Below are 20,771 nucleotides of genomic sequence, written 5' to 3'. Positions count from 1 at the left end.
TCGCGGTCCGTGTCAGGCTGTCCGCGTGCGCACGCTGATGACCACCTCGCTCCTGCTGGCCGCCGTCCTCGGTGGCTGTGCCGCCGCGCCGGTGAGCGACGCCGCGTCGCCCGCGCCCGAGAAACTCAAGGTGCGGGTGCTCTCGTCCCTGCCCCACGACCCGGCCGCCTTCACCCAGGGGCTCGAGTTCTCCGGCGAGACGCTGTACGAGGGGACCGGCCTGGTCGGGAAGTCGTCGATGCGGGCGGGACCGGCGGGCGCGGCGCCGTCGGTCCGGCAGGAACTGCCCGGCTTGTTCGGCGAGGGCATCACCGTGCTCGGGCCGACGGCGTGGCAGATCACCTGGCAGGACGGCGTCGCGATCGAACGCGACGCCAAGACCCTGGCCGAGCTCAGGCGCGTGAACTACACCGGCGAAGGCTGGGGCCTGTGCCACCAGGACGGGCGGCTGGTGATGAGCGACGGCTCGTCGAAGCTGACCTTCCGCGACCCCGCTTCCTTCGCGCCGACAGGCAGCATCGACGTCGGACGCGACCAGCTGAACGAACTGGAGTGCGTCGGGGACTCGGTGTACGCGAACGTCTGGCAGACCGAGCGGATCCTGCGGATCGACGCCTCGTCGGGGCGGGTGACCGGCGAGATCGACGCGTCGGGGCTGCTCGACGCGGGTGAGAGGGGCTCCGCCGACGTCCTCAACGGCATCGCGGCGGTGCCGGGAACGGACGAATTCCTGATCACCGGCAAGCTCTGGCCCAAGATGTTCAGGGTGAAGTTCGTCCCCGCCGCCTAGAAAGCAGTGGTGAACGCGCGCGGCGGGTCTCGCGTAAGGCAGGATTGACTGGTGGGAATCTTCGGCTCGAACTCTGGACCCGACGGCACGCGTTCCGGCCGGTCGGGCAAGGAGCGCGGCCGCAAGAGCAAGCGGAAGTGGACGCCGGAGCCCGGCGCCACCCAGGCGCGCAGCTGGTCCGCGCCGCCGCCGACCAGGGTCGACCAGCAGCCGGTCCCGCCGCGCCCGGCCCGTCCCCAGCCCCAGTACCAGCCGCATCCGGCCGGGCCGACCGCCGACGAGGCGCGCACCGGCGCGATCCCGATGGGACACCACCAGCCACCGCCGCCTCCGCCCCGGACACCGCCGCCACCACCGCAAACACCTCCTCGCGGCGCGCGGCCGTACCCGGATCCTTCGCAGCGGCAGACCGAACCCGTCCGGCGTCGTCCCGGCGGGTTCTACGACGATCACGCGCCGGGCAGCGGCGAATACGAGCACTACGACACGGGCGGCTACGCGGGCGAACCGCGTGAAGCACCGGAGCATCCGCACGAGAACCCGACGACCGCGGTCCCGCCGCGCGCGGGCTCCCTGCCGAAGATGCCGAAGAAGATCACGGTCACCCGGGTCGCGGCGATGCGCAGCCGCCAGCTCACCGGGCAGGCCGTCGGCGCCTTCCAGCGCGCGACGAAAGCGGACGGCGCCGACAAATCGGGCCTGACTTCGCTGACGTACGCGGTGATGCTGAACTACGCCAGCGACGCCGCGATGGCGATCGCGCTGGCCAACACCCTCTTCTTCGCCGCCACCAGCGGGGAGAGCAAGGGCAAGGTCGCGCTCTACCTGCTCATCACGATCGCCCCGTTCGCGCTGGTCGCGCCGGTGATCGGCCCGGCACTCGACAAGATCCAGCGCGGCCGCAGGCTCGCGATGTGCGTGTCCTCGGCCGGTCAGGCGTTGATGGCCGTCGTGATGGCGCTGCACTTCGACGACTGGCTCCTGTACCCGGCGGCGCTGGGCATGATGGTGCTGTCGAAGTCGTTCACCGTGCTCAAGGCGGCGGTGACGCCCCGGGTGCTGCCACCCGAGATCACCCTGTCGAAGACGAACGCCCGGCTCACCGTGTTCGGCCTGGTCGCCGCCGGTGCGTTCGGCGCGCTGGCGAGCGGTGTCAACGCGATCTGGGGTTCCGCGGGCGCGTTGTGGTTCACCGTGCTGATCTGCGTCGCGGCCGCCGTGCAGTCGATGCGGATCCCGTCGTGGGTCGAGAAGACCGAGGGTGAGGTGCCCGCTTCGCTGTCGGCGCATCCGGAGCGGCGGGTCAAGAAGCAGCGGCAGCCGATGGGGCGGCAGATCGTAGTCTCTTTGTGGGGCAACGGTTCCGTCCGGGTGCTGACCGGGTTCCTGATGATGTTCTCCGCGTTCGCGGTGAAGGCTCAGACCGAGGGCAGCGGGCAGAGCCCGTTCAACCAGCTGTTACTGCTCGGCATCATCGGCGCCGCGGCCGGTGCCGGCGGGTTCCTCGGGAACGCGCTGGGCTCGCGGCTGCACTTCGGCAAACCGGATCAGGTGATCCTGGCCTGCGTCGGGGCGTGCCTGGGCATGTCGGTCATCGCCACCGTGGCGGCCGGGCTGGCGACGGCGGCCATCGTCGCGCTCGTCGGCGCGACGGCGAGCGCGCTGGCGAAGATCAGCCTCGACGCCGTCATCCAGGAAGACCTCCCGGAAGAGTCCCGCGCTTCGGCGTTCGGCCGGTCGGAAACCGTGCTGCAGATGTGCTGGTGCTTCGGCGGTGCCGTCGGCCTGCTGCTGCCGCCGACGTACTGGATCGGGTTCCTGGTGCTGTCGATCCTGCTGGCCGTCGGGTTCACGCAGACGTTCATGGTCCGGCGCGGCACGTCGCTGATCCCCGGCCTCGGCGGCGATCGCCCGCTGCGCCCGGACCCGACCAGCGAATCGCCCATCCCGTCGGAGGCCGGTGACTCCCGGTGGCGGCCTAGCTCGTAATCTTCACCGTATGCGGCGACTTCGTATTTTGGCCCTGCTCGCGGCGGGTGGTTTCGTGGTGGCCGGTTGCTCGGCCCCCGGCCCCGAAGAGGTGACCTTCTTCGCCGACGGGAAGACGGTGAACGTCGCCCCGCTGGCGTCCTGCGACGTCAAGAGCGCCCAGTGCACCACCCGGCCCGACGCCGCGGGCAAGCTGCGCGTCCGGCCGGGGAAGCCGGTGCAGATCTCGGTGCCGAGCCAGATCGCGGAAACGCCGTGGAAGGTCACGGTGCAGTACGTGAACGCCCAGGGCGAGCCGCAGGAGCTGAAGCAGGACATCATCACGTCGCTCGACCGGTTCGCCTACACCGTGACGACGCCCCGGCCCGACGACCAGATCCTCGTCGTCGAGGTCGCGCAGGCTTCGGTGATCAGCCAGACCGGGCGTCCGGAGGACGCCGAGGCGGTCACGACGGCGATCTGGTCGCTGCAGGTCGAATCACCGGCGGTTTGAGCCCCTCGCGCGCGCTATGAAAGTCCCCTTCATTGCAAAATTTGCAATGAAGGGGACTTTCATAGCACTTGAGAACGCGCCGGATCAGGGATCGAGGTCCCGGGCGACGGCGCGCATGATCTCGGCGATCTGCTTGGTGTTCTTGCGGTCGGGGTAGCGGTTACGCCGCAGGTCCGGCTGCGCCTTGAGCTCGAGCAGCTTGATCATGTCCTCGATGAGCCCGTGCAGCTCCTCGGCGGGACGACGGCGCGCCTCGGCGACCGAGGGCGGCGGGTCCAGCAGCCGGACGGAGAGCGCTTGCGGGCCGCGGCGGCCGTCGGCGACACCGAACTCGAGGCGCTGGCCCGCCTTGAGCCCTTCGACGCCCTGCGGCAGCGCGGCTTTACGGATGTAGACGTCGGCGCCCCCATCCTGGGTGACGAAACCGAAACCCTTCTCCGCGTCGTACCACTTGACCTTGCCGGTCGGCACTTTCCTCACCAGTCCTTCGCTGTCCTGCTCACGACGAACGCGCCCGGGGGCGTACCCAGGGCGCGCGTCCCATAAGCGTATCTCGACACATGCCCTGTGGAGAAGCGGATACCGGCGGATACCCTCTGCGTCATGGAGACCGCAGTAAAGGAGGCCGCTGTGGCCGTCCCCGAAAAGCCCGGCAAACCGATCCTCATGCGCGTGGGCATCGGCCTGTTCGCGATCGGCATGATCGCCGTCACAGCCGTGTTCATCCTGTTCGCCGCCGGACTGGAGAACCTGCCGGTGTGGCTGTCCGCCGCGGCGGGCGTGGTCACTCCGCTGGGGCTGGCCCTCGGTCTGATCGCGCTGGTTCGCGAGGCTCGCCGAAAGAGCTGAACCAGCCGGCGAACTCGGTCAGCGAGTCGAACACCACGTCGGCCCCTTCCGCGAGCAGTTCGGCCTTGGTGCACGGGCCCGTCGTGACCCCGACGGGTACCGCGCCCGCCGCCAGCGCGCCGCGGACGTCGCCGACGTGGTCCCCGACGTAGACACTGGCGCCGTGCTCGGTGAGCGCGGCGGCCTTCTCCGTCGACCACAGCTCCCCGACCAGGACGTCGACCTCGAAGCCGAGGGCGTCCAGGTGGAGTTTCGCGTTGGGCGCGTATTTGCCGGTGACGACGACGGTGCGCCCACCGGCCTCACGGACCGCGTGCAGCGCCTCAGCCGCCCCTGGCAGCGCGATCGTCACCGGGACGACGGTCTCCGGGTACATCGCCCGGAACCGTGTCACCAGCTCCGGGATGCGCTCCTCCGGCGCCCCGAAGCCGCGCAGGCTGTCGTCGAGGGGCGGGCCGAGGTTGGCCGCGAAGAACTCGCCGTCCAGCGGCAGGCCGGACTCCACGCCGAGAGCGTTCATCACCGCGACCATGCCCGGCCGCGGATCGATCAGTGTCATGTCGAGGTCGAACCCCACGGTGATGCCCACGTCCGCCACGGTAGCTGCCACCACCCACTGATTTACACCGGCTGGGAAATCGTCAACGCCGTTGACATGGACTCGATCTGTGTCAAGCTGGGAGTGTGGGCGAGATCACGAGCTTCTCCGATCGGACCAAGGCCTCTCTGCGGGAGGCACTGCTCGACGCCGCCACCGAGCTGCTCGCCGAGCGCGGTTTCACGGCGTTGCGGATGGCGGACGTCGCCGCGCACGCCGGGGTGAGCAGGCAGACCGTCTACAACGAGTTCGGCAACAAGGCCGCGCTCGCCCAAGCCGTCGTGCTCCGGACGACCTCGGAGTTCCTGGAGGGCATCCGGCTGCGCGTCCAGCACGCGCAGAACCTCCTCGACGGGATCCGCGAGGCTGTCGTCTACACGATCGAGCACGCCCGGGAGAACCGGCTCGTCGCCTCCACGCTGGGCACCGAGGCCGGCGAGGACCTGCTTCCCCTGCTCACCACCAAGGGCGAGCCGATCCTGACCGCGGCCACCGAGGTCGCGGCCGAGCAGTACAGCGAGTTCGAACCGGCCCTTTCGGCTCGTTCCGCCGCGCTGCTGGCGGAGACCGTCGTGCGGCTTTCCCTGTCCCATCTCGTCATGCCGACCCATTCGGCCGACGAGGCGGCGGCCTCCGTCGTCGCCGTGCTGGCGCCCGCGATACGGGCGCTGACCACCGTTTCGAAGGAGACATTGTGACCGATACGCTTTCCGAGCTGCGGACCGGTTTTTCCTCGTTGCGCAAGGGCGGGCTGAACTGGGACTCGTTCCCGCTGCGGCTGTTCGCCAAGGGAAACAAGAAGTTCTGGAACCCCGCCGACATCGACTTCTCGCGTGAGCGCGAAGGCTGGGACACGCTCAACGCGGATCAGAAGCGATCGGCGACCTACCTGGTGGCGCAGTTCATCGCGGGGGAAGAGGCGGTCACCGAAGACATCCAGCCGTTCATGCGGGCGATGTCCGCGACAGGCCGCTTCGGCGACGAGATGTACCTGACGCAGTTCTGTTTCGAAGAGGCCAAGCACACCGAGGTCTTCCGCCGCTGGATGGACGCCGTCGGGCTGACCGAGGACCTGCATCCCTACGTCGCGGAAAATCCGCACTATCGCAAGCTTTTCTACGAAGAGCTGCCACGGTCACTGCGCGCGCTGGAGGAGGATCCCAGTCCGCTCAACCAGATCCGCGCGAGTGTCACCTACAACCACGTCATCGAAGGCAGCCTCGCGCTGACCGGGTACTACTCGTGGCAGTTGATCTGCACGCAGCACGACATCCTGCCGGGGATGCAGGAACTGGTGCGCCGCATCGGCGACGACGAACGCCGCCACATGGCCTGGGGCACCTTCACCTGCCGCCGTCACGTCGCCGCGGACGACTCGCTGTGGGACGCGGTACAGCAGCGGATGGGCGAGCTGCTTCCCCACGCGCTCAACATGATCCAGTGGGTGCAGGACCAGTTCGACGAGGTCCCGTTCGACAACGATCCGGAGGAGATCATCCAGTACGCGGCGGACCGGGCGCAGCGGCGCCTCGGCGCGATCGAGTCCGCGCGCGGGATGCCGGTGGAGCAGATCGATCTGGACTACTCGCCGGAGAACCTCGAAGAGACCTTCGGCGAAGAAGACGCGAAGGCGATCGCCGCGGCCGCCGCCACCACCGCGGCTTAGCGAGAGCTGAAGGGGACTTTGCCCGCGTCTCACGCGGCGAAGGGCGCTTTCCCCGCATCGCATGCGGGGAAAGCGTCCTTCAGCTCCTACCTCGCGGGCCAGTAGACGGCGTGCCAGCCACCGCCCGCGGCGACCGCGCCGCCCGCGATCGTCCCGTCGAGACCGATCAGCTGCGCCCGGCTGAAACCGCCGCCCGGCAACGTCCCGAGGTCGGTCTTCACGCCGTTCGCGTCCCACAGCGCGGCGTTCACCGCACGGCCGACGATCCGGCCCTGCCCGTCGATGTCCTCGGCCTGACCGTCGAGATCGGACAGCCGGGTCATCGTCCCGTCGGCGGCCCATCGCACCGCGACCTCGTGGGAACCGGCCGGGGTGTCGACGTACCCCCTGCCGACCGAGACCCCGGAACCGTTGAGCGCCAGCACACTCGTGCCGTAGGAGTCCGGTCCGCCGAGTTGGCTCATGGTGCCGTCGGCGGTCCACTTCACCGCCGTGTGCCGGTCGTTGATCACGGTGTCGCCGACGATCTCACCGGAGGCGTTCAGATCGTTGAACCAGCTCTGCACGGCCGCCGGGCCGAGCATGGTGACCGCGCCGGTGGCGTCCCAGCGCAGCACCCGGGTGCTGCCGTCCGCCCCGTAGAGCCGCCCGGCGATGAACTTCCCGTCACGGGTGATGGCGCTCGCGTAGTAGGCCCCTTCCAACGGCGGGGCGGCGAGCACCGTGACGTTTCCGGACGAGTCCCAGCGCAGGGCGCGTTGGCGATCGTCGCCGGCTTTACCCGAACCGACGATGACGCCGGTCGAGCTGATCCCGGTCGCTTCCGAGGTCGAGCCGCCCGGCGGCGCGGACAGTTCGGCGATCGAACCGTCCAGGGACCAGCGCACGGCCCGCAGATTCGACGCGCCGACGATCACCCCGGTCGCGTTGACCGCTTTCGCCTCCGCGAACCCGCCGGGCAAGGGCTCCAGCTGGGAGACCCGGCCCGCCTTGTCCCATTTCACCGCGATGCACGAGTGCGAATGCGGCGAGTTCCAGCAGGCCTCCCCGACGAGCTGTCCCCGGTCACCGATCGCCGTCACCGAGGTCTCGTTGGCACCGGGCACGATGCCGAGTTCGATCGGCCCCGTCGCCGCGGTCGCCACCGCGGGGAGGGAGAACGGAAGAGCCACGGCGACCGCGGCCATGACGAGTAGACGTTTACCCTTTTGCACGAACATGTTCACCCCTGTGCCTTGGGCCAGTAGACGGCATGCCAACGGCCTTCTTCGTTGTACGAGATCCCGGCGATCACGCCGTTCGCGGCGATGTGGGTGGCGTTGCTGTAGGTGCCGCCCGGCAGCGCGCCGAGGACCGTGCGCGTTCCCGAGGCGTCCCACTTGGCCGCGATCTCGTTCTCCAGGCCGACGACGGTTCCGGCACTGTCGATGTCTTTCCCCAGTCCGCGCTCGGTCGACAGCGTCGTCCGAGCGCCGGCGAGGTCCCACCGGGCCGGGTTCGTCGTGCCGAAGACCTGATAACCGCCGCCCGCGGCGACACCGGCGTCGTTGACCGCGCTCGCCCAGGCCGGCCCGTTCTCCGGGTACTCCAGCCAGGTCATCCGCCCGTCCTGCTCCCAGCGCACGGGCTTCGGGTCCCCGCCGAGACGAGCACTTCCGACGATGACGCCGCTGTCGTTCATGTCTTCCGGCGTGCTGTCGGCGATCCCCGGCGAGAGATCGGTGATCACACCTTCGGAATTCCAGCGCACGGCGTGGTTCCGGCCGGCCGCGTCGGTCGCCGTCCCGCCGATGGTCCGGCCGTCCCGGGAGATCCACAGCGCGCTTCCGTAGTCCCCGTCCAGGTCGCCGAGCGCCACGACCGTCCCGTCCGCGTTCCAGCGCAGAGCGTGGGCCTTCCCGTCCGCGCCGTTCCCGGTACCGACGACGACGTCGGTGCCGCTGATCGCGTTCGCGTAGGCGTAGTCCCCGCCCGGCAAGGAAGGCAGCGCGGTGACCGCCCCGTCCGGCGCCCACTTCACGGCCGTCTGGTTCCACGACGTGCCCTTGTGCGCCCAGCCGACGGCGACCCCGTGATCGTCGACGTCGTTGGCCTCGCTCTGTTCGCCGCCGAGGCCGGCCAGCGCGGTGATCCGGCCCTGCGCGTCCCACCTCGTCGCGTGGTGCTTGATCTGCGGTTCGAGCGGGGTCGACGAACCGACCATGACCCCGTGGTCGTTGATCGCGTTGACTTCGCTGAACAGGTCGCCCGGCAGCGTGCCGAGGTCGACCGGGGCGATCGCGGGATCCGCGGCCGCCAACCCTGGCAGCATCAACGGCACTGCCGCCAGCGACCCGGCCAGGGCGAGAAGTCTCGTACTCCGTTCAATGGACATGGTTCCCCTACGCGGCCCCCACACCCCGCGCCTTGCGAAGCTTTCCGCCGCACAGGGGACACGCATCAGGAATGTGACAGGTTGCCCCTAAGTGTCAACTTTTCAGGCGTGCTTCGTGACGGCCGCCGCTTCCAGGCCGAGGATGCTGATCGACTCCTCGCGCATCTCGACCTTGCGCACCTTCCCGGTCACCGTCATCGGGAACTCCTCGACGACGTGGACGTACCTCGGGATCTTGTAGCGCGCCAGTTTCCCTTCGCAGAACTCCCGCATCGCTTCGGCGGTCAGCGGCGTCGCGTCCTCGCGCATCCGCACCCACGCCATCAGCTCCTCGCCGTACTTCGCGTCGGGGACGCCGATGACCTGCGCGTCGAGGACGTCCGGGTGGGTGTAGAGGAACTCCTCGATCTCGCGCGGGTACAGGTTTTCGCCGCCGCGGATGACCATGTCCTTGATCCGGCCGGTGATGTTGACGTACCCGTCGGCGTCCATGATCGCGAGGTCGCCGGTGTGCATCCACCGGGCCGCGTCGATCGCCTCGGCGGTCTTGTCGGCCTGCTCCCAGTAACCGAGCATCACCGAGTAGCCGCGCGTGCAGAGTTCGCCCGGCTCGCCCCGCGGCACGGTCAACCCCGTTTCCGGATCGACGACCTTGACCTCCAGATGCGGACCGACGCGGCCGACGGTCGACACCCGCCGCTCCACCGAATCGTCCGCGCGGGTCTGCGTGGACACCGGCGACGTCTCGGTCATGCCGTAGCAGATCGACACCTCCGCCATGCCCATCCGGTCGATGACCTGCTTCATCACCTCGACCGGGCACGGCGAACCCGCCATGATCCCGGTGCGCAGCGAGGAAAGGTCGTGGGAATCGAAGTCCGGGTCGGCCAGTTCGGCGATGAACATCGTCGGAACCCCGTACAGGGACGTGCATTTCTCGGCCGCGACGGCTTCGAGGGTGGCCTTCGGCTCGAACGCGGGCGCCGGGATGACCATGCAGGCCCCGTGGGTCGTCGCCGCGAGATTGCCCATCACCATGCCGAAACAGTGGTAGAAGGGCACGGGGATGCACACCTTGTCGGCTTCGGTGTAGTTGCAGAGTTCGCCGACGAAGTAGCCGTTGTTGAGGATGTTGTGGTGGCTGAGCGTGGCGCCCTTGGGGAAACCCGTGGTGCCGGAGGTGTACTGGATGTTGATCGGGTCGTCCGCGGAGAGCGCCCTCTGACGTTCGGCCAGGAGCGTGCGATCGGCCTTGCCGCCGATCTCCAGCAGTGACGGCCACGCCGGGCTGTCGAGCAGCACGACGTGTTCCAGCGCCGGGCATTTCGGCCCCGCCTCGGCGATCATGCCCGCGTAGTCGGAGGTCTTGAACGAGTTCGCGGCCACGATGAGCTTGATCCCGGCCTGGTTCAGCACGTACTCGAGTTCGTGCGAGCGGTACGCCGGGTTGATGTTGACCAGGATCGCGCCGAGCTTCGCGGTCGCGTACTGGGTGAGCGTCCACTCCGCGCGGTTCGGCGACCAGATGCCGACACGGTCGCCCTTCGCGATGCCGAGATCCAGCAGGCCGAGCGCGAGCGCGTCCACGTCGGCGGCGAGTTCGGTGTACGTCCAGCGTTTCCCGGCCGCGCGGTCGACCAGCGCGTCCCGGTCACCGAAGGCGGCGACGGTGCGATCGAAGTTGTCGCCGATGGTGTCCCCCAGCAACGGAGTGGCCGAGATTCCCGATGCGTAGCTCGGTAATGCGGGGGCGTCGGGCATGGAGACTCCTGCGTTCGGCGGCATCGACGCGTCGAGTCTAGAAAGCACCGGTGACCTGGGCCACCTGCAAGTGGAGACCCGCGACACCTCGGGGGAAACCTGGAGGCCGGGTTCCCGGATGCCCGATATCGTCGAGGACATGCGCCTCTACATCGTCGACGCCTTCACCTCCGAGGCCTTCGCCGGTAACTCCGCCGGAGTCGTGCTGCTGGACTCGCCGGGCGACGCGGGCTGGATGCAGTCCGTCGCGGCCGAGTTGAAGCACGCCGAGACGGCCTTCGTCGAGGTCAGAGGCGAAGGTCCGAAGTCGCTTCGCTGGTTCACGCCGGAGACCGAGGTCGACCTGTGCGGGCACGCGACGCTGGCGACCACGCACGTCCTCGGCGGCGAACAGACCTTCACGACGAGAAGCGGCGAGCTGCGCTGCCGCGCCGAAGACGGCTGGGTGTCGATGGACTTCCCGTCGGATCCGCCCCGCGAGTCCGACGACGACCTGTCTTCGATCCTGCCGGGCGTCTCCGTCGAGTACGTCGGGCGCAGTCACCAGAACCTGTTCGCGGTGGTGGACAAGGCTTCGGTGGTCCGTTCGCTGGAACCGGACCTGGCCGCGCTGCGCGCGCACTGGACCGGACGGCTGATGGTCACCGCCCCGGGCGACGTCGACGGGGTCGACTTCGTCACCCGGTTCTTCGCGCCGGGCGTCGGCATCGACGAGGACCCGGTCACCGGCTCCGCGCACTGTGTCCTCGCGCCGTACTGGGCCGCGCGCCTCGGCAGGGACAAACTCGTCGGCGAGCAGGCCTCGGCTCGCGGCGGCATCGTCCGGATGAGTCTCGAAGGTGACCGCGTCCTGCTTTCAGGGCAGGCGGTCACCGTGGCCAGTGGGGAGTTGCACGTCTGATGCGCCTGATCCTGAACGTCATCTGGCTCGTGCTGTGCGGCCTGTGGATGGCACTCGGTTACGTCGTCGCCGGCATCATCTGCTGCATCCTGATCGTCACCATCCCGTTCGGGCTGGCGTCGTTCCGGATCGCGGCCTACGCGCTGTGGCCGTTCGGCCGCACGGTCGTCGACCGGCGCGACGCCGGGGCGGCGTCGACGATCGGCAACGTCATCTGGTTCCTCTTCGCCGGGCTGTGGCTCGCGATCGGGCACGTGCTGACCGGGGTCGCGCTGTGCATCACGATCATCGGGATCCCGCTGGGCGTGGCGAACTTCAAGATGATCCCGGTTTCGCTGATGCCGCTCGGCAAGGAGATCGTGGAACTCCCGTAGTGCGGCTCCCGGATGTCATGAAAGGGGCTTTCAGGACATATTTCGTCCTGAAAGCCCCTTTCATGACACTTGCGAACGCTAGACGTCCGGTAAAGCTCAGTCCTCGGGCTCCCACGGCAGCGGGATGATCAGGCAGGGCCCGCCGACGAACAGCCCGCCGTCGATCCCCAGCGCCTTCCCGCCGGCGTAGAGATAAGGCCCCTCGATCTGCGCCGGGTGGATGCCGAGCTGGTCGGCGATGACGCTGTGCCCGTGCACGATCCGCTCGCCGCCGAGCCGGTCCATCAGCTGTTGCGCGACGTCGGCGCCTTCCGGGCCGCGGAAGGCGTAGCGCGTGGTCATCCGCCGCCACACGTCCCACCAGGCCTGGATGTCGCTGCCTTCGAGGATCTCGCGGCCGCGCGCGTTGATCCCGTCGATGTCGGCACCCCAGTCGAGGTACTCGAGGGTGTCCGAGTGCATCAGCAGGTGGTCGGCTGCCAGCGTCAGCATCGGGCGCGAGGTCAGCCATTCGATGTGCTGCGGCGTGAGCCGGTCCTGGTCGGCGAGCAGCCCGCCGTTGATCTCCCAGCTGCGGGCGAAGCTGCGCGGCCCGAAGTCGGACGGCACCTCCGTGTCGCCGAAGTGGTACATCCCGAGCAGCAGGATCTCGTGGTTGCCCAGCAGCGTCCCGCAGTGGCCGCCAGCCTTGGCGGCCTGGCGCTCCAGCCGCATCACCAGGTCGATGACGCCGACGCCGTCGGGCCCCCGGTCGACGAAGTCGCCGAGGAACCAGAGGGTCGCTTCACCGCCGGCCCAGTCGTCGTCGGCGTCGAGCAGCCCCTTTTCGCGGAGCGCCCCGGCCAGCTCGTCCCGGTGTCCGTGCACGTCACCGACCACATAGGTCGGGGACGGAGGCTGATCGTCGTGCATCTCTGTGACGATAATCCCTCCGTCCGCCATTGCCTCGTTCAGCCTTCGCCGAACGGGTCGCCGGTGCGCCCGACCAGATCCGCGATCGAGTCGATGATCATGGTCGGCCGGTACGGATAGTGCTCGGCGCTCTCCCTGCTGGAAATGCCGGTCAGCACCAGGATCGTCTGCAATCCGGCCTCGATTCCCGAGTGGACGTCGGTGTCCATCCGGTCGCCGATCATCAGCGTCGACTCCGAATGCGCGCCGAGGCGCCGCAGCGCCGAGCGCATCATCAGCGGGTTCGGCTTGCCGACGTAGTACGGCGAGCGGCCGGTCGCCTTTTCGATCAGCGCGGCGACCGAGCCGGTGGCGGGCATGGAGCCCTCCACGCTGGGGCCGGTCGCGTCGGGGTTGGTGGCGATGAACTTCGCGCCGCCCTCGATCAGCCTGATCGCGCGGGTTATCGCGCTGAAGCTGTACGTGCGCGTCTCACCGAGGACGACGTAGTCCGGGTCGCGTTCGGTCAGCACGTAGCCGACCTCGTGCAGCGCCGTGGTGAGCCCGGCTTCGCCGATCACGAACGCCGAGCCGTTCGGCCGCTGCGACGCGAGGAACTTCGCGGTCGCCAGCGCGGAGGTCCAGATGGCCTCCTCGGGGATGTCGAGACCGGTCCGCTCGAGCCTCGCCCGCAGGTCACGCGGGGTGTAGATCGAGTTGTTGGTCAGCACCAGGAAGCCGATGTCGTTGGCGCGCAGTTCCTTGAGGAACTCGTCCGCGCCGGGCACGAGGTGCTCCTCCTTGACCAGCACGCCATCCATGTCGCTGAGGTACGTCCAACGGCGCTCGTTCATGGGCACCACCTTAATGATCCGCGACGGCGTGAACAGCCACGGACGCCGCCTTGACCGAAAGGTTGACCGGTGTCCCGGGTTCGAGCGCCAGTTCGGCGACCGCGGCGGGGGTCAGATCGGCGGCGAGACCGGCCGCCCAGTCGTCCCCGCGAGTGCGGACCCGGATCACCGGTCCGTGTGGTTCGAGCGCGTCGACGACTCCCTCGACGGTGTTGCGCGGGCTGCCCCGGTGCTCGCCGTCCCGCGGGTACACGGCGACGGCGCTGGGTGCGAAGACGGCCACGGCCGCTTCGCCATCGATGACGTCGTCCGCCGGGATCCCGGCCAACTGCCCGCCTGACGTGCGCAAACCTCCCCCGGCGGCGATGCCGGGCACCAGGTTCAGCCCGGCGATCCGCGCGGTGAACGCGGTGCGCGGCGCGGAGAGGACCTTCCGGGTCTCGCCGCGTTCGACGATCCGGCCGCCGTCGAGGACGGCGACGTGATCGGCCAGTGCCAGCGCGTCGAGCGGGTCGTGAGTGACCAGCACGGTCGGTGGCCCGGACCGCAGCACGCGCCGAAGCAGACCGCGGATGGCGGGTGCGGCGTCGACGTCGAGAGCGGCGAAGGGCTCGTCCAGCAGCAGAAGTCCCGGTTCGGCCGCCAGTGCCCGCGCGATCGCGACCCGTTGCGCCTGGCCGCCGGAGAGCTGCGCGGGCCGCCGTCCGGCCAGTTCGAGCGCGTCCACTTCGGTCAGCCACTCCCTCGCTTGGCGCTTCGCCTCGGTACGCCCGGCGCCGGTCGAGCGCGGCGCGAAGGCGACGTTGTCCAAAGCGGACAGATGCGGGAAGAGCAGGGCGTCCTGGGAGAGCAGGCCGATGCCGCGCGCGTGCGGCGGGAGATCGCCGAGGCCGCGTCCGTCCAGAGTGATCCGTGCCCGGTCGGGCCGGAGCAGACCGGCGAGGCAGCCGAGCACACTGGACTTCCCCGACCCGTTCGGGCCGAGCAACGCGAGCACGCCGCCGTCGGGAACCTCGAACTCGACATCCAGGGTGAATTCGCCGCGCCGGAGGACGATCCCGGCCGAAAGGGTCACGAGCGGACTCCTTCCAGCGCGCGCGGCCGGGCGAGCGCGATCACCGCGACGGCGACCAGGATGAGCAGCAACGCGAGCGCCACGGCGCTGTCGACGTCGACCTCGGCCTGGGTGTAGACCTCCAGCGGCAAGGTCCGGGTCACGCCTTCGAGGCTGCCCGCGAAGGTGATCGTGGCGCCGAACTCGCCGAGTGCCCGCGCGAAGCTCAGCACGATCCCCGAACCGAGCGCGGGCAGCAGCAGCGGCAACGTGACGCGGCGGAACACCGTCCACGGTTTGGCGCCCAGCGTCGAAGCGACCCGTTCGTACCGGTCACCGGCACCACGCAGCGCGCCTTCGAGGCTGACCACCAGGAACGGCATCGCGACGAAGGTCTGCGCGATGACCACCGCGGCCGTGGTGAACGGCACCTGCTCGCCGGTCAGGGTGGTCACCAGGATGCCGAGGAACCCCTTGCGGCCCAGCAGGTAGAGCAGCGCCAGGCCGCCGACCACCGGCGGCAGGACGAGCGGCAGCAGCACCACCGCGCGCAGCACACGGATGCCGCGCGCCCTGGAGCGCGCGAGCACCACGGCGAGCGGGACGCCGAACAGCACACAGGCCACAGTGGACAGTCCGGCGGTGATCAGCGAGAGCTTGAGCGCATTCAGCGAGGACGACGAGGCGATGAGGCTCGGGAAGCGGCTCAGGTCCGAGCGCACCAGCAGGCCGACGACCGGCAGCACCACCAGCGCCAGCGCGCAGACGGCGGGCGGCCAGAGCACCCACGGGACCCCGGCCCCCGCGTTTCGTCCTCTAGTTGCGTTCTTTGCGCGTGCATCTACCGCAACTAGAGGACTACTTGCGGGGTCAGGGCGCGCCAAAACCGACCTTCGCCAGTTCCTGCCTGCCTTCGGGGCTCAGGACGAACTCAGTGAACTGCTTCGCGAGGGACGTGTCGGACGCCCCTTTGACGACCCCGATCGGATAGTTGTTGATCGCGCCCGCCGCCTCGGGAAAGTCCACTTTGTCCACCTTCGTGGCCGCCGAGGTCGCGTCGGTGACGTACACGAGTCCCGCGTCGGCGTCGCCCGACTGCACCTTCGCGAGCACGGACTTGACGTCCTGCTCCTCACTGGCCGGCTTGAGCGTGACCCCGGACGACTGCTGGACCTTCTTCGCCGCCGCCCCGCACGGCACCTGCGGCGCGCAGACGACCACGGTCAGCCCGTCCTTGGCGAGATCGGCCAGCCCCTTGATGCCCTTGGGGTCGCCCTTGCCGACGGCGATGGCGAGCCGGTTGGTGGCGAACACCGACGGCTGCCCGTCGATCACCTCGCCCTTGGTGGCCTTGTCCATATTGGCCTGGTCCGCGGAGGCGAAGACGTCCGCCTTCGCGCCTTGGGCCAGCTTCTGGACCAGCGCGGAGGAGCCCTCGAAGCTGAACTTCACGGTCACCCCGGAGTTCTGCGCTTCGAACTTCTTGCCCAGCGCCCCGAACGACTCGGTCAGCGACGCCGCCGCGAACACGGTCAACGTCCTCGCCTCGGCCTTCGCGGTGACGGGCTGCTCCGAAGACCCGCACGCAGTCGCGGCCAGTGCCAGCGCGAGCAGGGCTGGCACATACAGGGCTAGGCCGAGTCTCCTCATCGGCTTCCTTCCGGGGTTTCGACCACGACGGTGGTGGCCTTGACGACGGCGACGGCGAGCACTCCCGGCCTCAGCCCGAGCTCGCGGACGGCTTCGGCGCTCATCAGGGAGACCACGCGATGCGGGCCACATTGCAGTTCGACCTGCGCCATCACCTTGTCCGTGATGACCTCGGTGACCAGGCCGACGAACCGGTTGCGCGCGGAACGGCCGACATTCGACGGATCCTCGGGCTGTTCGGCCTGCGCCTTGGCGAACGCGGCGAGTTCGGCGCCGTCGACGACCTTGCGGCCCGCCGAGTCGTCGAACGCGGTCAACTGGCCCGCGCGCACCCAGCGGCGGACGGTGTCGTCGCTGACGCCGAGCAGACGAGCGGCCTCAGACAACCGGAATTGCGGCATGCCAGAGAGATTACTTCCGCAGATGCGGAAAAGCTACGGACGGGAGGAATTGCCGGGCAGTTCGTCGCGGAGGCCATCGAGCAACGCGCTCTGGAAACGCTCCAGCACTTTCCGTTCCTCGGGAGAGAACTCCTCGAGGAGCGTCTTCATGTTCGTGTACGCGGATTCGAAGAGCGGCGCGTGGCGCTCCATGGCGCCCGGAACGACCTCTATCAGGACTTTCCGGCGGTCGGCGGTGTCGCGGACGCGGCGGGTGAGACCCGCCTTCTCGAGCCTGTCCATGACTCCGGTCACAGCGCCCGTCGACAACCCGGTTATTTCGGCGATCCTGCCCGCTGTCAACGGTCCCCGCGCCTGACCGACGAGTTCGAGCACCTTGTGGTCGGTGGCCGACAGGCCCATCCGCTCGGCGATCCTGGCGTGCCGCAGGACGGTCAGCGTGCCGCCTTCCCTGCCGAGATGGGCGAAGCGCGCCAATTCCTCCGCCGAGAGCGGGTATTTCGCCATCCGGAAACCCTTCGGAAGAAAACCAGGCCTCGGGCCGGTGCGGTACGAAATGCATTCTAGACAGTCGGTTTTCGCTCACTTCGGGGTTAGTCTGGTGACAATGACAGCAGTCGATCTCGGGTTTCCCCGTGTCCCCGGTACACGCGGACGCCCCACCGCGCCCAGGCCGGACAATCCCGCCCTGATCGACACCTTCGGCCGGGTGGCGACCGACCTGCGGGTGTCACTCACCGACAAGTGCAATCTGCGCTGTACCTATTGCATGCCCGCCGAGGGCCTGGAATGGATGCCGAGCGCGGACGTGCTGACCGACGACGAACTCGTGCTCCTGCTGCGGATCGCCGTCGAACGGCTCGGCGTCACCGACATCCGGCTCACCGGTGGCGAACCGCTGCTGCGCCAAGGTCTCGAGAAGATCGTCGAGCGGATCGCGGCCCTCGAACCGCGGCCGAGGCTTTCCATGACCACCAACGGGATCGGGCTCGCGAAGCGCGCGAAGTCGCTCGCCGACGCCGGCCTCGACCGGATCAACGTCTCGCTGGACACGGTCGACCGCGCGCTGTTCGAGACGATCACGCGGCGCGACAGGCTGTCGCACGTGCTCGCCGGCATGGCGGCCGCGCGCGAGGCCGGGCTGTCCCCGGTGAAGGTCAACGCGGTGCTGATGCGCGGGCTGAACGAGGATCAGGCGGTGCCGTTGCTGCGGTTCTGCCTCGCCGAGGGCTACCACCTGCGGTTCATCGAGCAGATGCCGCTGGACGCGCAGCACGGCTGGAACCGGCGCGACATGATCACCGCCGAGCAGATCCTCGGCATGCTCGGCGAGGAGTTCTCGCTCTCGCCGTTCCCTGCCGCCCGAGGCGGGGCACCCGCCGAACGCTGGCTGGTCGACGGCGGGCCGGGCGACGTCGGCGTGATCGCGTCGGTGACGAGGCCGTTCTGCGGCGCCTGTGAGCGGACGAGGCTGACCGCCGACGGCGCGGTGCGCTCGTGCCTGTTCAGCAACGACGAAACCGACCTCCGAGCCCTCGTGCGCGCGGGCGCGCGCGAAGAAGAGGTGGCGGACGTCTGGCGGGCGACCATGTGGGGCAAGCTCGCCGGGCACGAGATCAACGAGGCCGGCTTCGCGCAGCCGATCCGGCCGATGAGCGCGATCGGCGGCTGACATGGTGACCATCGTGGTGCGGTACTTCGCCTCGGCCCGCGCGGCCGTCGGCTTCGACGAAGAGAAGGTGTCGCTGCCGGACGGCGCCCGCGTCGCCGACGCCGTCGCCCACCTGCGCGAACTCCACCCGGAGAAGCTGGCGAAGCTGCTCGACGCGGTCTCGTTCCTGCTGGACGGCGTCGCCGTGCGGGATCTCACCAAGCCACTGGCCGACGCCGCCGAACTGGACGTCTTGCCCCCGTTCGCGGGCGGCTGACCTGCGCCAACGGCGAAAGTGGGAGCAAAGGTCCCTTGCTCGCCGTTTCGAATTCACCGGCCGGACGCTGAAGCCCCGGAGGATGCGCAAGTGATCACTCCCCGCCGCATCCTCGCCGCGCTGCTGGCCGCGGTCGCCGCCACGAGCCTGGCGACCGCCCCGGCCTCCGCTCACGAACGCGGCGTCCGGCCACTGCCGCAGGCGCACAGCCACAACGACTACGAGCACACGCGCCCGCTGCACGACGCGCTCGATCAGGGCTTCACCAGCGTCGAGGCCGACATCTACCTGGTGGACGGGCAACTGCTGGTCGCGCACGACCTGGCGGACACCCGCCCGGACCGCACCCTGGAGTCGCTCTATCTGGAGCCGCTGCGCAAGCGCGTCCTGGCCAACCACGGCGTCGGCGTCTACCGGCAGCGCGCACCCTTCGAGGCACGCTTTCCCGCCGAGAAGGCATCAGCGGAGTTCCAGCTGCTGATCGACGTCAAGGGGGACGCGAACAGCACCTACGCGGCGCTGGAGAAGCGGCTGTACGACCCTCGCTACTCCTTCCTCTTCTCTCTGTACGCGTTCGGGCACGTCCAGAAGAGGGCGGTCACCGCGGTGATCTCCGGCGGACGGCCCAAGGACGTGATGCTCGGGCAGAAGTTCCGGCTCGCCTTCTACGACGGCCGGATCAAGGATGAGAGCGACCTCGGCATCGGCTCGGATCGCCGGGTGACCCCGCTGGTCTCGGATTCCTGGACCGGGCTGTTCACCTGGACGGGCGCGGGCGCTTTCCCCGCCGCCGAGCGCGCGAAACTGCACGAGCTGGTCCGCCGGGCTCACGCGGCGGGGCAGCGGGTGCGTTTCTGGGCGACGCCGGACATCGCCGGAGCCGATCGTGACGCTCTGTGGAATGAGCTGGTCACCGCCGGGGTCGACCACCTGAATACGGATGACCTGCGTGGGCTGGCGAACTTCTTGAGGTCTCGCTAAAGTGCGCGGCCCACTAGCGCGCGAAGGCGCACGAATGGGCCAGTCATCCCTTAATCCACGTGATGCAAGCCTCACGATCCGTGAATTATCTCGGCCAGGAAACGGTCCGATAACGGCCAGCTGACCTGCATAAACAGTCGAATCGTTATAGGTTGCGTGCTGTTACTGTGATGTAGGTCACAGCTCGAATAATTTCCGATCAGCCCGTTCGTTACGTACCGTCGCTTTTCGGTTGGCCCCGACCGACCACGCAACACCGGGAACCCGTAGCGCCGAGCCCTGTCCAACGGATTCCCGGACCCAACCCCGAGCGAAAGCATTTCCGGACAGGGACGAGGGGACCGAGCCGACGCGGCGTGCGTCAGGCGAAGTCAGCCGGCCTGAGACGGCCGGCCAGACCCCCGGGTCTTTCCCTCAGCACAGGCTCGTAGGCGCAGGGAGCGAGATTTACTCACATGTCGTACCGAGGCAAGCACCGCAAGATGTCCGCCGCCACCCGCCACATCGCCCGTGTCGCCATCGCCGGCGTCGCGGTCGGCGCCCCCCTCGCCATCGCCGCGACCCCCGCGTCGGCGACCAACTGGGACGCCATCGCCCAGTGCGAGAGCAGCGGCAACTGGAGCGCCAACACCGGCAACAGCTACTCCGGTGGTCTCCAGTTCTCGCAGAGCACCTGGCGTGCCTACGGCGGCACCGGCAGCGCGCACAACGCTTCGCGCGAGCAGCAGATCGCCGTCGCCGAGCGGGTCCTCCAGGGCCAGGGCATCGGCGCGTGGCCGGTCTGTGGCAAGAAGGGCGGCTCCGCCAGCCCCGCCAAGGCGAAGTCGACCGCCCCGAAGGCCACCAAGAAGGTGACCCCGAAGAAGTCGACCGCTCCGGTCACCAAGCAGCAGGCTCCGGCTCCGGCCCCCGCCGTCACCGGCGTCGCGGGCTCGAACCCGGCCGGCGACTACACCGTCGTGGCCGGCGACACGCTGTCCAAGATCGCTTCCAAGTTCAACGTCCAGGGCGGCTTCCAGAAGCTGCAGGACCTGAACAAGGAATTCGTGCCGAACGCCGACTTCATCGTCGTCGGCCAGAAGCTCGCCACCAAGTGAGCTCTTGAGCACCTGTAAGTCGTGATGCCCGCGGGATTCCCCGCGTGGCCACGTCGCGACTGACAGAGCCCCACCGCGCCATTCCCCCGGCGGTGGGGCTCTGTCGTGTCCGGGGTGGGT

Annotated in this window: 24 protein-coding genes; 12 read left to right on the top strand and 12 right to left on the bottom strand. The window is 69.0% G+C overall.

Annotation, left to right across the window (positions count from 1 at the left end; all coding sequences use genetic code 11):
- Nucleotides 1–25: 25 nt before the first annotated feature.
- From ACZ5IK_RS02035 to ACZ5IK_RS02025, 3 genes are read left to right on the top strand one after another with little or no spacing between them, the layout of a single operon-like run.
- Nucleotides 26–790, top strand: a complete 765-nt coding sequence (locus tag ACZ5IK_RS02035; RefSeq protein WP_465486152.1) for a glutaminyl-peptide cyclotransferase — start codon at nt 26–28, stop codon at nt 788–790.
- 51 nt (nt 791–841) lie between these two features.
- On the top strand, nt 842–2,779 hold the full coding sequence (locus ACZ5IK_RS02030; RefSeq protein WP_465486151.1) for an MFS transporter: 1,938 nt from the start codon (nt 842–844) through the stop codon (nt 2,777–2,779).
- 28 nt (nt 2,780–2,807) lie between these two features.
- Nucleotides 2,808–3,272 (top strand): DUF2771 family protein, encoded by a 465-nt coding sequence (locus ACZ5IK_RS02025; RefSeq protein WP_465486683.1) that lies wholly within the window; start codon nt 2,808–2,810, stop codon nt 3,270–3,272.
- Nucleotides 3,273–3,356: 84 nt separating this feature from the next.
- Here the strand turns inward: ACZ5IK_RS02025 and ACZ5IK_RS02020 are convergent, their stop codons facing one another.
- Nucleotides 3,357–3,743: a cold-shock protein gene (locus tag ACZ5IK_RS02020; protein WP_101610878.1), complete on the bottom strand. Its 387-nt coding sequence runs from the start codon at nt 3,741–3,743 to the stop codon at nt 3,357–3,359.
- A gap of 132 nt (nt 3,744–3,875) precedes the next feature.
- Between ACZ5IK_RS02020 and ACZ5IK_RS02015 the strand changes: the two genes are divergently transcribed.
- Nucleotides 3,876–4,121, top strand: coding sequence for a hypothetical protein (locus tag ACZ5IK_RS02015; RefSeq protein WP_465463906.1), 246 nt, complete (start codon nt 3,876–3,878; stop codon nt 4,119–4,121).
- Here ACZ5IK_RS02015 and ACZ5IK_RS02010 read toward each other — a convergent pair.
- Nucleotides 4,057–4,710, bottom strand: coding sequence for an HAD family hydrolase (locus tag ACZ5IK_RS02010; protein WP_465486150.1), 654 nt, complete (start codon nt 4,708–4,710; stop codon nt 4,057–4,059). The two genes, ACZ5IK_RS02015 and ACZ5IK_RS02010, sit on opposite strands and share 65 nt — an antisense overlap.
- A 95-nt stretch (nt 4,711–4,805) precedes the next feature.
- Between ACZ5IK_RS02010 and ACZ5IK_RS02005 the strand changes: the two genes are divergently transcribed.
- A complete protein-coding gene (locus ACZ5IK_RS02005; RefSeq protein ID WP_465486149.1) occupies nt 4,806–5,417 on the top strand; it encodes a TetR/AcrR family transcriptional regulator in 612 nt (203 codons plus the stop codon).
- Nucleotides 5,414–6,385 carry a R2-like ligand-binding oxidase gene (locus tag ACZ5IK_RS02000; RefSeq protein ID WP_465486148.1) on the top strand — a complete coding sequence of 324 codons (972 nt, stop codon included), beginning with the start codon at nt 5,414–5,416 and terminating at the stop codon, nt 6,383–6,385. The genes ACZ5IK_RS02005 and ACZ5IK_RS02000 overlap by 4 nt, the downstream gene beginning before the upstream one ends.
- An 86-nt stretch (nt 6,386–6,471) precedes the next feature.
- On the opposite strand, the gene ACZ5IK_RS01995 is transcribed toward ACZ5IK_RS02000, so the two are convergent.
- The 3 genes from ACZ5IK_RS01995 to ACZ5IK_RS01985 form a co-directional block, all read right to left on the bottom strand.
- A complete protein-coding gene (locus ACZ5IK_RS01995; protein WP_465486147.1) occupies nt 6,472–7,605 on the bottom strand; it encodes a hypothetical protein in 1,134 nt (377 codons plus the stop codon).
- A gap of 2 nt (nt 7,606–7,607) precedes the next feature.
- Nucleotides 7,608–8,759, bottom strand: coding sequence for a hypothetical protein (locus ACZ5IK_RS01990; RefSeq protein WP_465486146.1), 1,152 nt, complete (start codon nt 8,757–8,759; stop codon nt 7,608–7,610).
- A gap of 102 nt (nt 8,760–8,861) precedes the next feature.
- Nucleotides 8,862–10,520: an AMP-binding protein gene (locus ACZ5IK_RS01985; protein WP_465486145.1), complete on the bottom strand. Its 1,659-nt coding sequence runs from the start codon at nt 10,518–10,520 to the stop codon at nt 8,862–8,864.
- 139 nt (nt 10,521–10,659) lie between these two features.
- On the opposite strand from ACZ5IK_RS01985, the gene ACZ5IK_RS01980 reads away from it, so the two are divergent.
- Nucleotides 10,660–11,421, top strand: a complete 762-nt coding sequence (locus tag ACZ5IK_RS01980; RefSeq protein WP_465486682.1) for a PhzF family phenazine biosynthesis protein — start codon at nt 10,660–10,662, stop codon at nt 11,419–11,421.
- Nucleotides 11,421–11,795: a YccF domain-containing protein gene (locus tag ACZ5IK_RS01975; protein ID WP_240599453.1), complete on the top strand. Its 375-nt coding sequence runs from the start codon at nt 11,421–11,423 to the stop codon at nt 11,793–11,795. Before ACZ5IK_RS01980 ends, ACZ5IK_RS01975 begins: the two co-directional genes overlap by 1 nt.
- 96 nt (nt 11,796–11,891) lie before the next feature.
- On the opposite strand, the gene ACZ5IK_RS01970 is transcribed toward ACZ5IK_RS01975, so the two are convergent.
- The 7 genes from ACZ5IK_RS01970 to ACZ5IK_RS01940 form a co-directional block, all read right to left on the bottom strand.
- Nucleotides 11,892–12,707, bottom strand: a complete 816-nt coding sequence (locus tag ACZ5IK_RS01970; protein ID WP_101610885.1) for a metallophosphoesterase family protein — start codon at nt 12,705–12,707, stop codon at nt 11,892–11,894.
- 38 nt (nt 12,708–12,745) lie between these two features.
- On the bottom strand, nt 12,746–13,540 hold the full coding sequence (locus ACZ5IK_RS01965) for an HAD-IIA family hydrolase (RefSeq protein WP_037318851.1): 795 nt from the start codon (nt 13,538–13,540) through the stop codon (nt 12,746–12,748).
- Nucleotides 13,541–13,550: 10 nt separating this feature from the next.
- On the bottom strand, nt 13,551–14,615 hold the full coding sequence (locus ACZ5IK_RS01960) for a sulfate/molybdate ABC transporter ATP-binding protein (RefSeq protein WP_465486144.1): 1,065 nt from the start codon (nt 14,613–14,615) through the stop codon (nt 13,551–13,553).
- On the bottom strand, nt 14,612–15,379 hold the full coding sequence (locus ACZ5IK_RS01955; RefSeq protein WP_465486143.1) for an ABC transporter permease: 768 nt from the start codon (nt 15,377–15,379) through the stop codon (nt 14,612–14,614). Before ACZ5IK_RS01955 ends, ACZ5IK_RS01960 begins: the two co-directional genes overlap by 4 nt.
- Before the next feature lie 85 nt (nt 15,380–15,464).
- Nucleotides 15,465–16,244 carry a molybdate ABC transporter substrate-binding protein gene (modA, locus tag ACZ5IK_RS01950; protein ID WP_465486142.1) on the bottom strand — a complete coding sequence of 260 codons (780 nt, stop codon included), beginning with the start codon at nt 16,242–16,244 and terminating at the stop codon, nt 15,465–15,467.
- The gene (locus tag ACZ5IK_RS01945; RefSeq protein WP_101610889.1) at nt 16,241–16,645 is read right to left on the bottom strand and encodes a TOBE domain-containing protein; all 405 of its coding nucleotides are present in this window, start codon (nt 16,643–16,645) and stop codon (nt 16,241–16,243) included. The genes modA and ACZ5IK_RS01945 overlap by 4 nt, the downstream gene beginning before the upstream one ends.
- A 33-nt stretch (nt 16,646–16,678) precedes the next feature.
- Nucleotides 16,679–17,152: a MarR family winged helix-turn-helix transcriptional regulator gene (locus ACZ5IK_RS01940; RefSeq protein WP_465486141.1), complete on the bottom strand. Its 474-nt coding sequence runs from the start codon at nt 17,150–17,152 to the stop codon at nt 16,679–16,681.
- Between the two features lie 100 nt (nt 17,153–17,252).
- Here ACZ5IK_RS01940 and moaA point away from each other — a divergent pair, with 100 nt between their 5' ends.
- From moaA to ACZ5IK_RS01920, 4 genes are all read left to right on the top strand, one after another.
- Nucleotides 17,253–18,317 carry a GTP 3',8-cyclase MoaA gene (gene moaA / locus ACZ5IK_RS01935; RefSeq protein ID WP_101610891.1) on the top strand — a complete coding sequence of 355 codons (1,065 nt, stop codon included), beginning with the start codon at nt 17,253–17,255 and terminating at the stop codon, nt 18,315–18,317.
- Between the two features lies 1 nt (nt 18,318).
- Entirely contained in the window at nt 18,319–18,573 is a 255-nt protein-coding gene (locus tag ACZ5IK_RS01930; RefSeq protein WP_101610892.1) for a MoaD/ThiS family protein, read from the top strand.
- A gap of 90 nt (nt 18,574–18,663) precedes the next feature.
- Nucleotides 18,664–19,554: a phosphatidylinositol-specific phospholipase C/glycerophosphodiester phosphodiesterase family protein gene (locus tag ACZ5IK_RS01925; RefSeq protein WP_465486140.1), complete on the top strand. Its 891-nt coding sequence runs from the start codon at nt 18,664–18,666 to the stop codon at nt 19,552–19,554.
- A gap of 455 nt (nt 19,555–20,009) precedes the next feature.
- Nucleotides 20,010–20,651: a transglycosylase family protein gene (locus ACZ5IK_RS01920; protein ID WP_465486139.1), complete on the top strand. Its 642-nt coding sequence runs from the start codon at nt 20,010–20,012 to the stop codon at nt 20,649–20,651.
- Nucleotides 20,652–20,771 lie beyond the last annotated feature (120 nt).

The sequence above is a fragment of the Amycolatopsis sp. NPDC031561 genome (assembly GCF_055580625.1).
The sequence above is the reverse complement of the archived record's forward strand: the minus strand, read 5'-3'. Positions and strand labels throughout refer to the sequence as shown.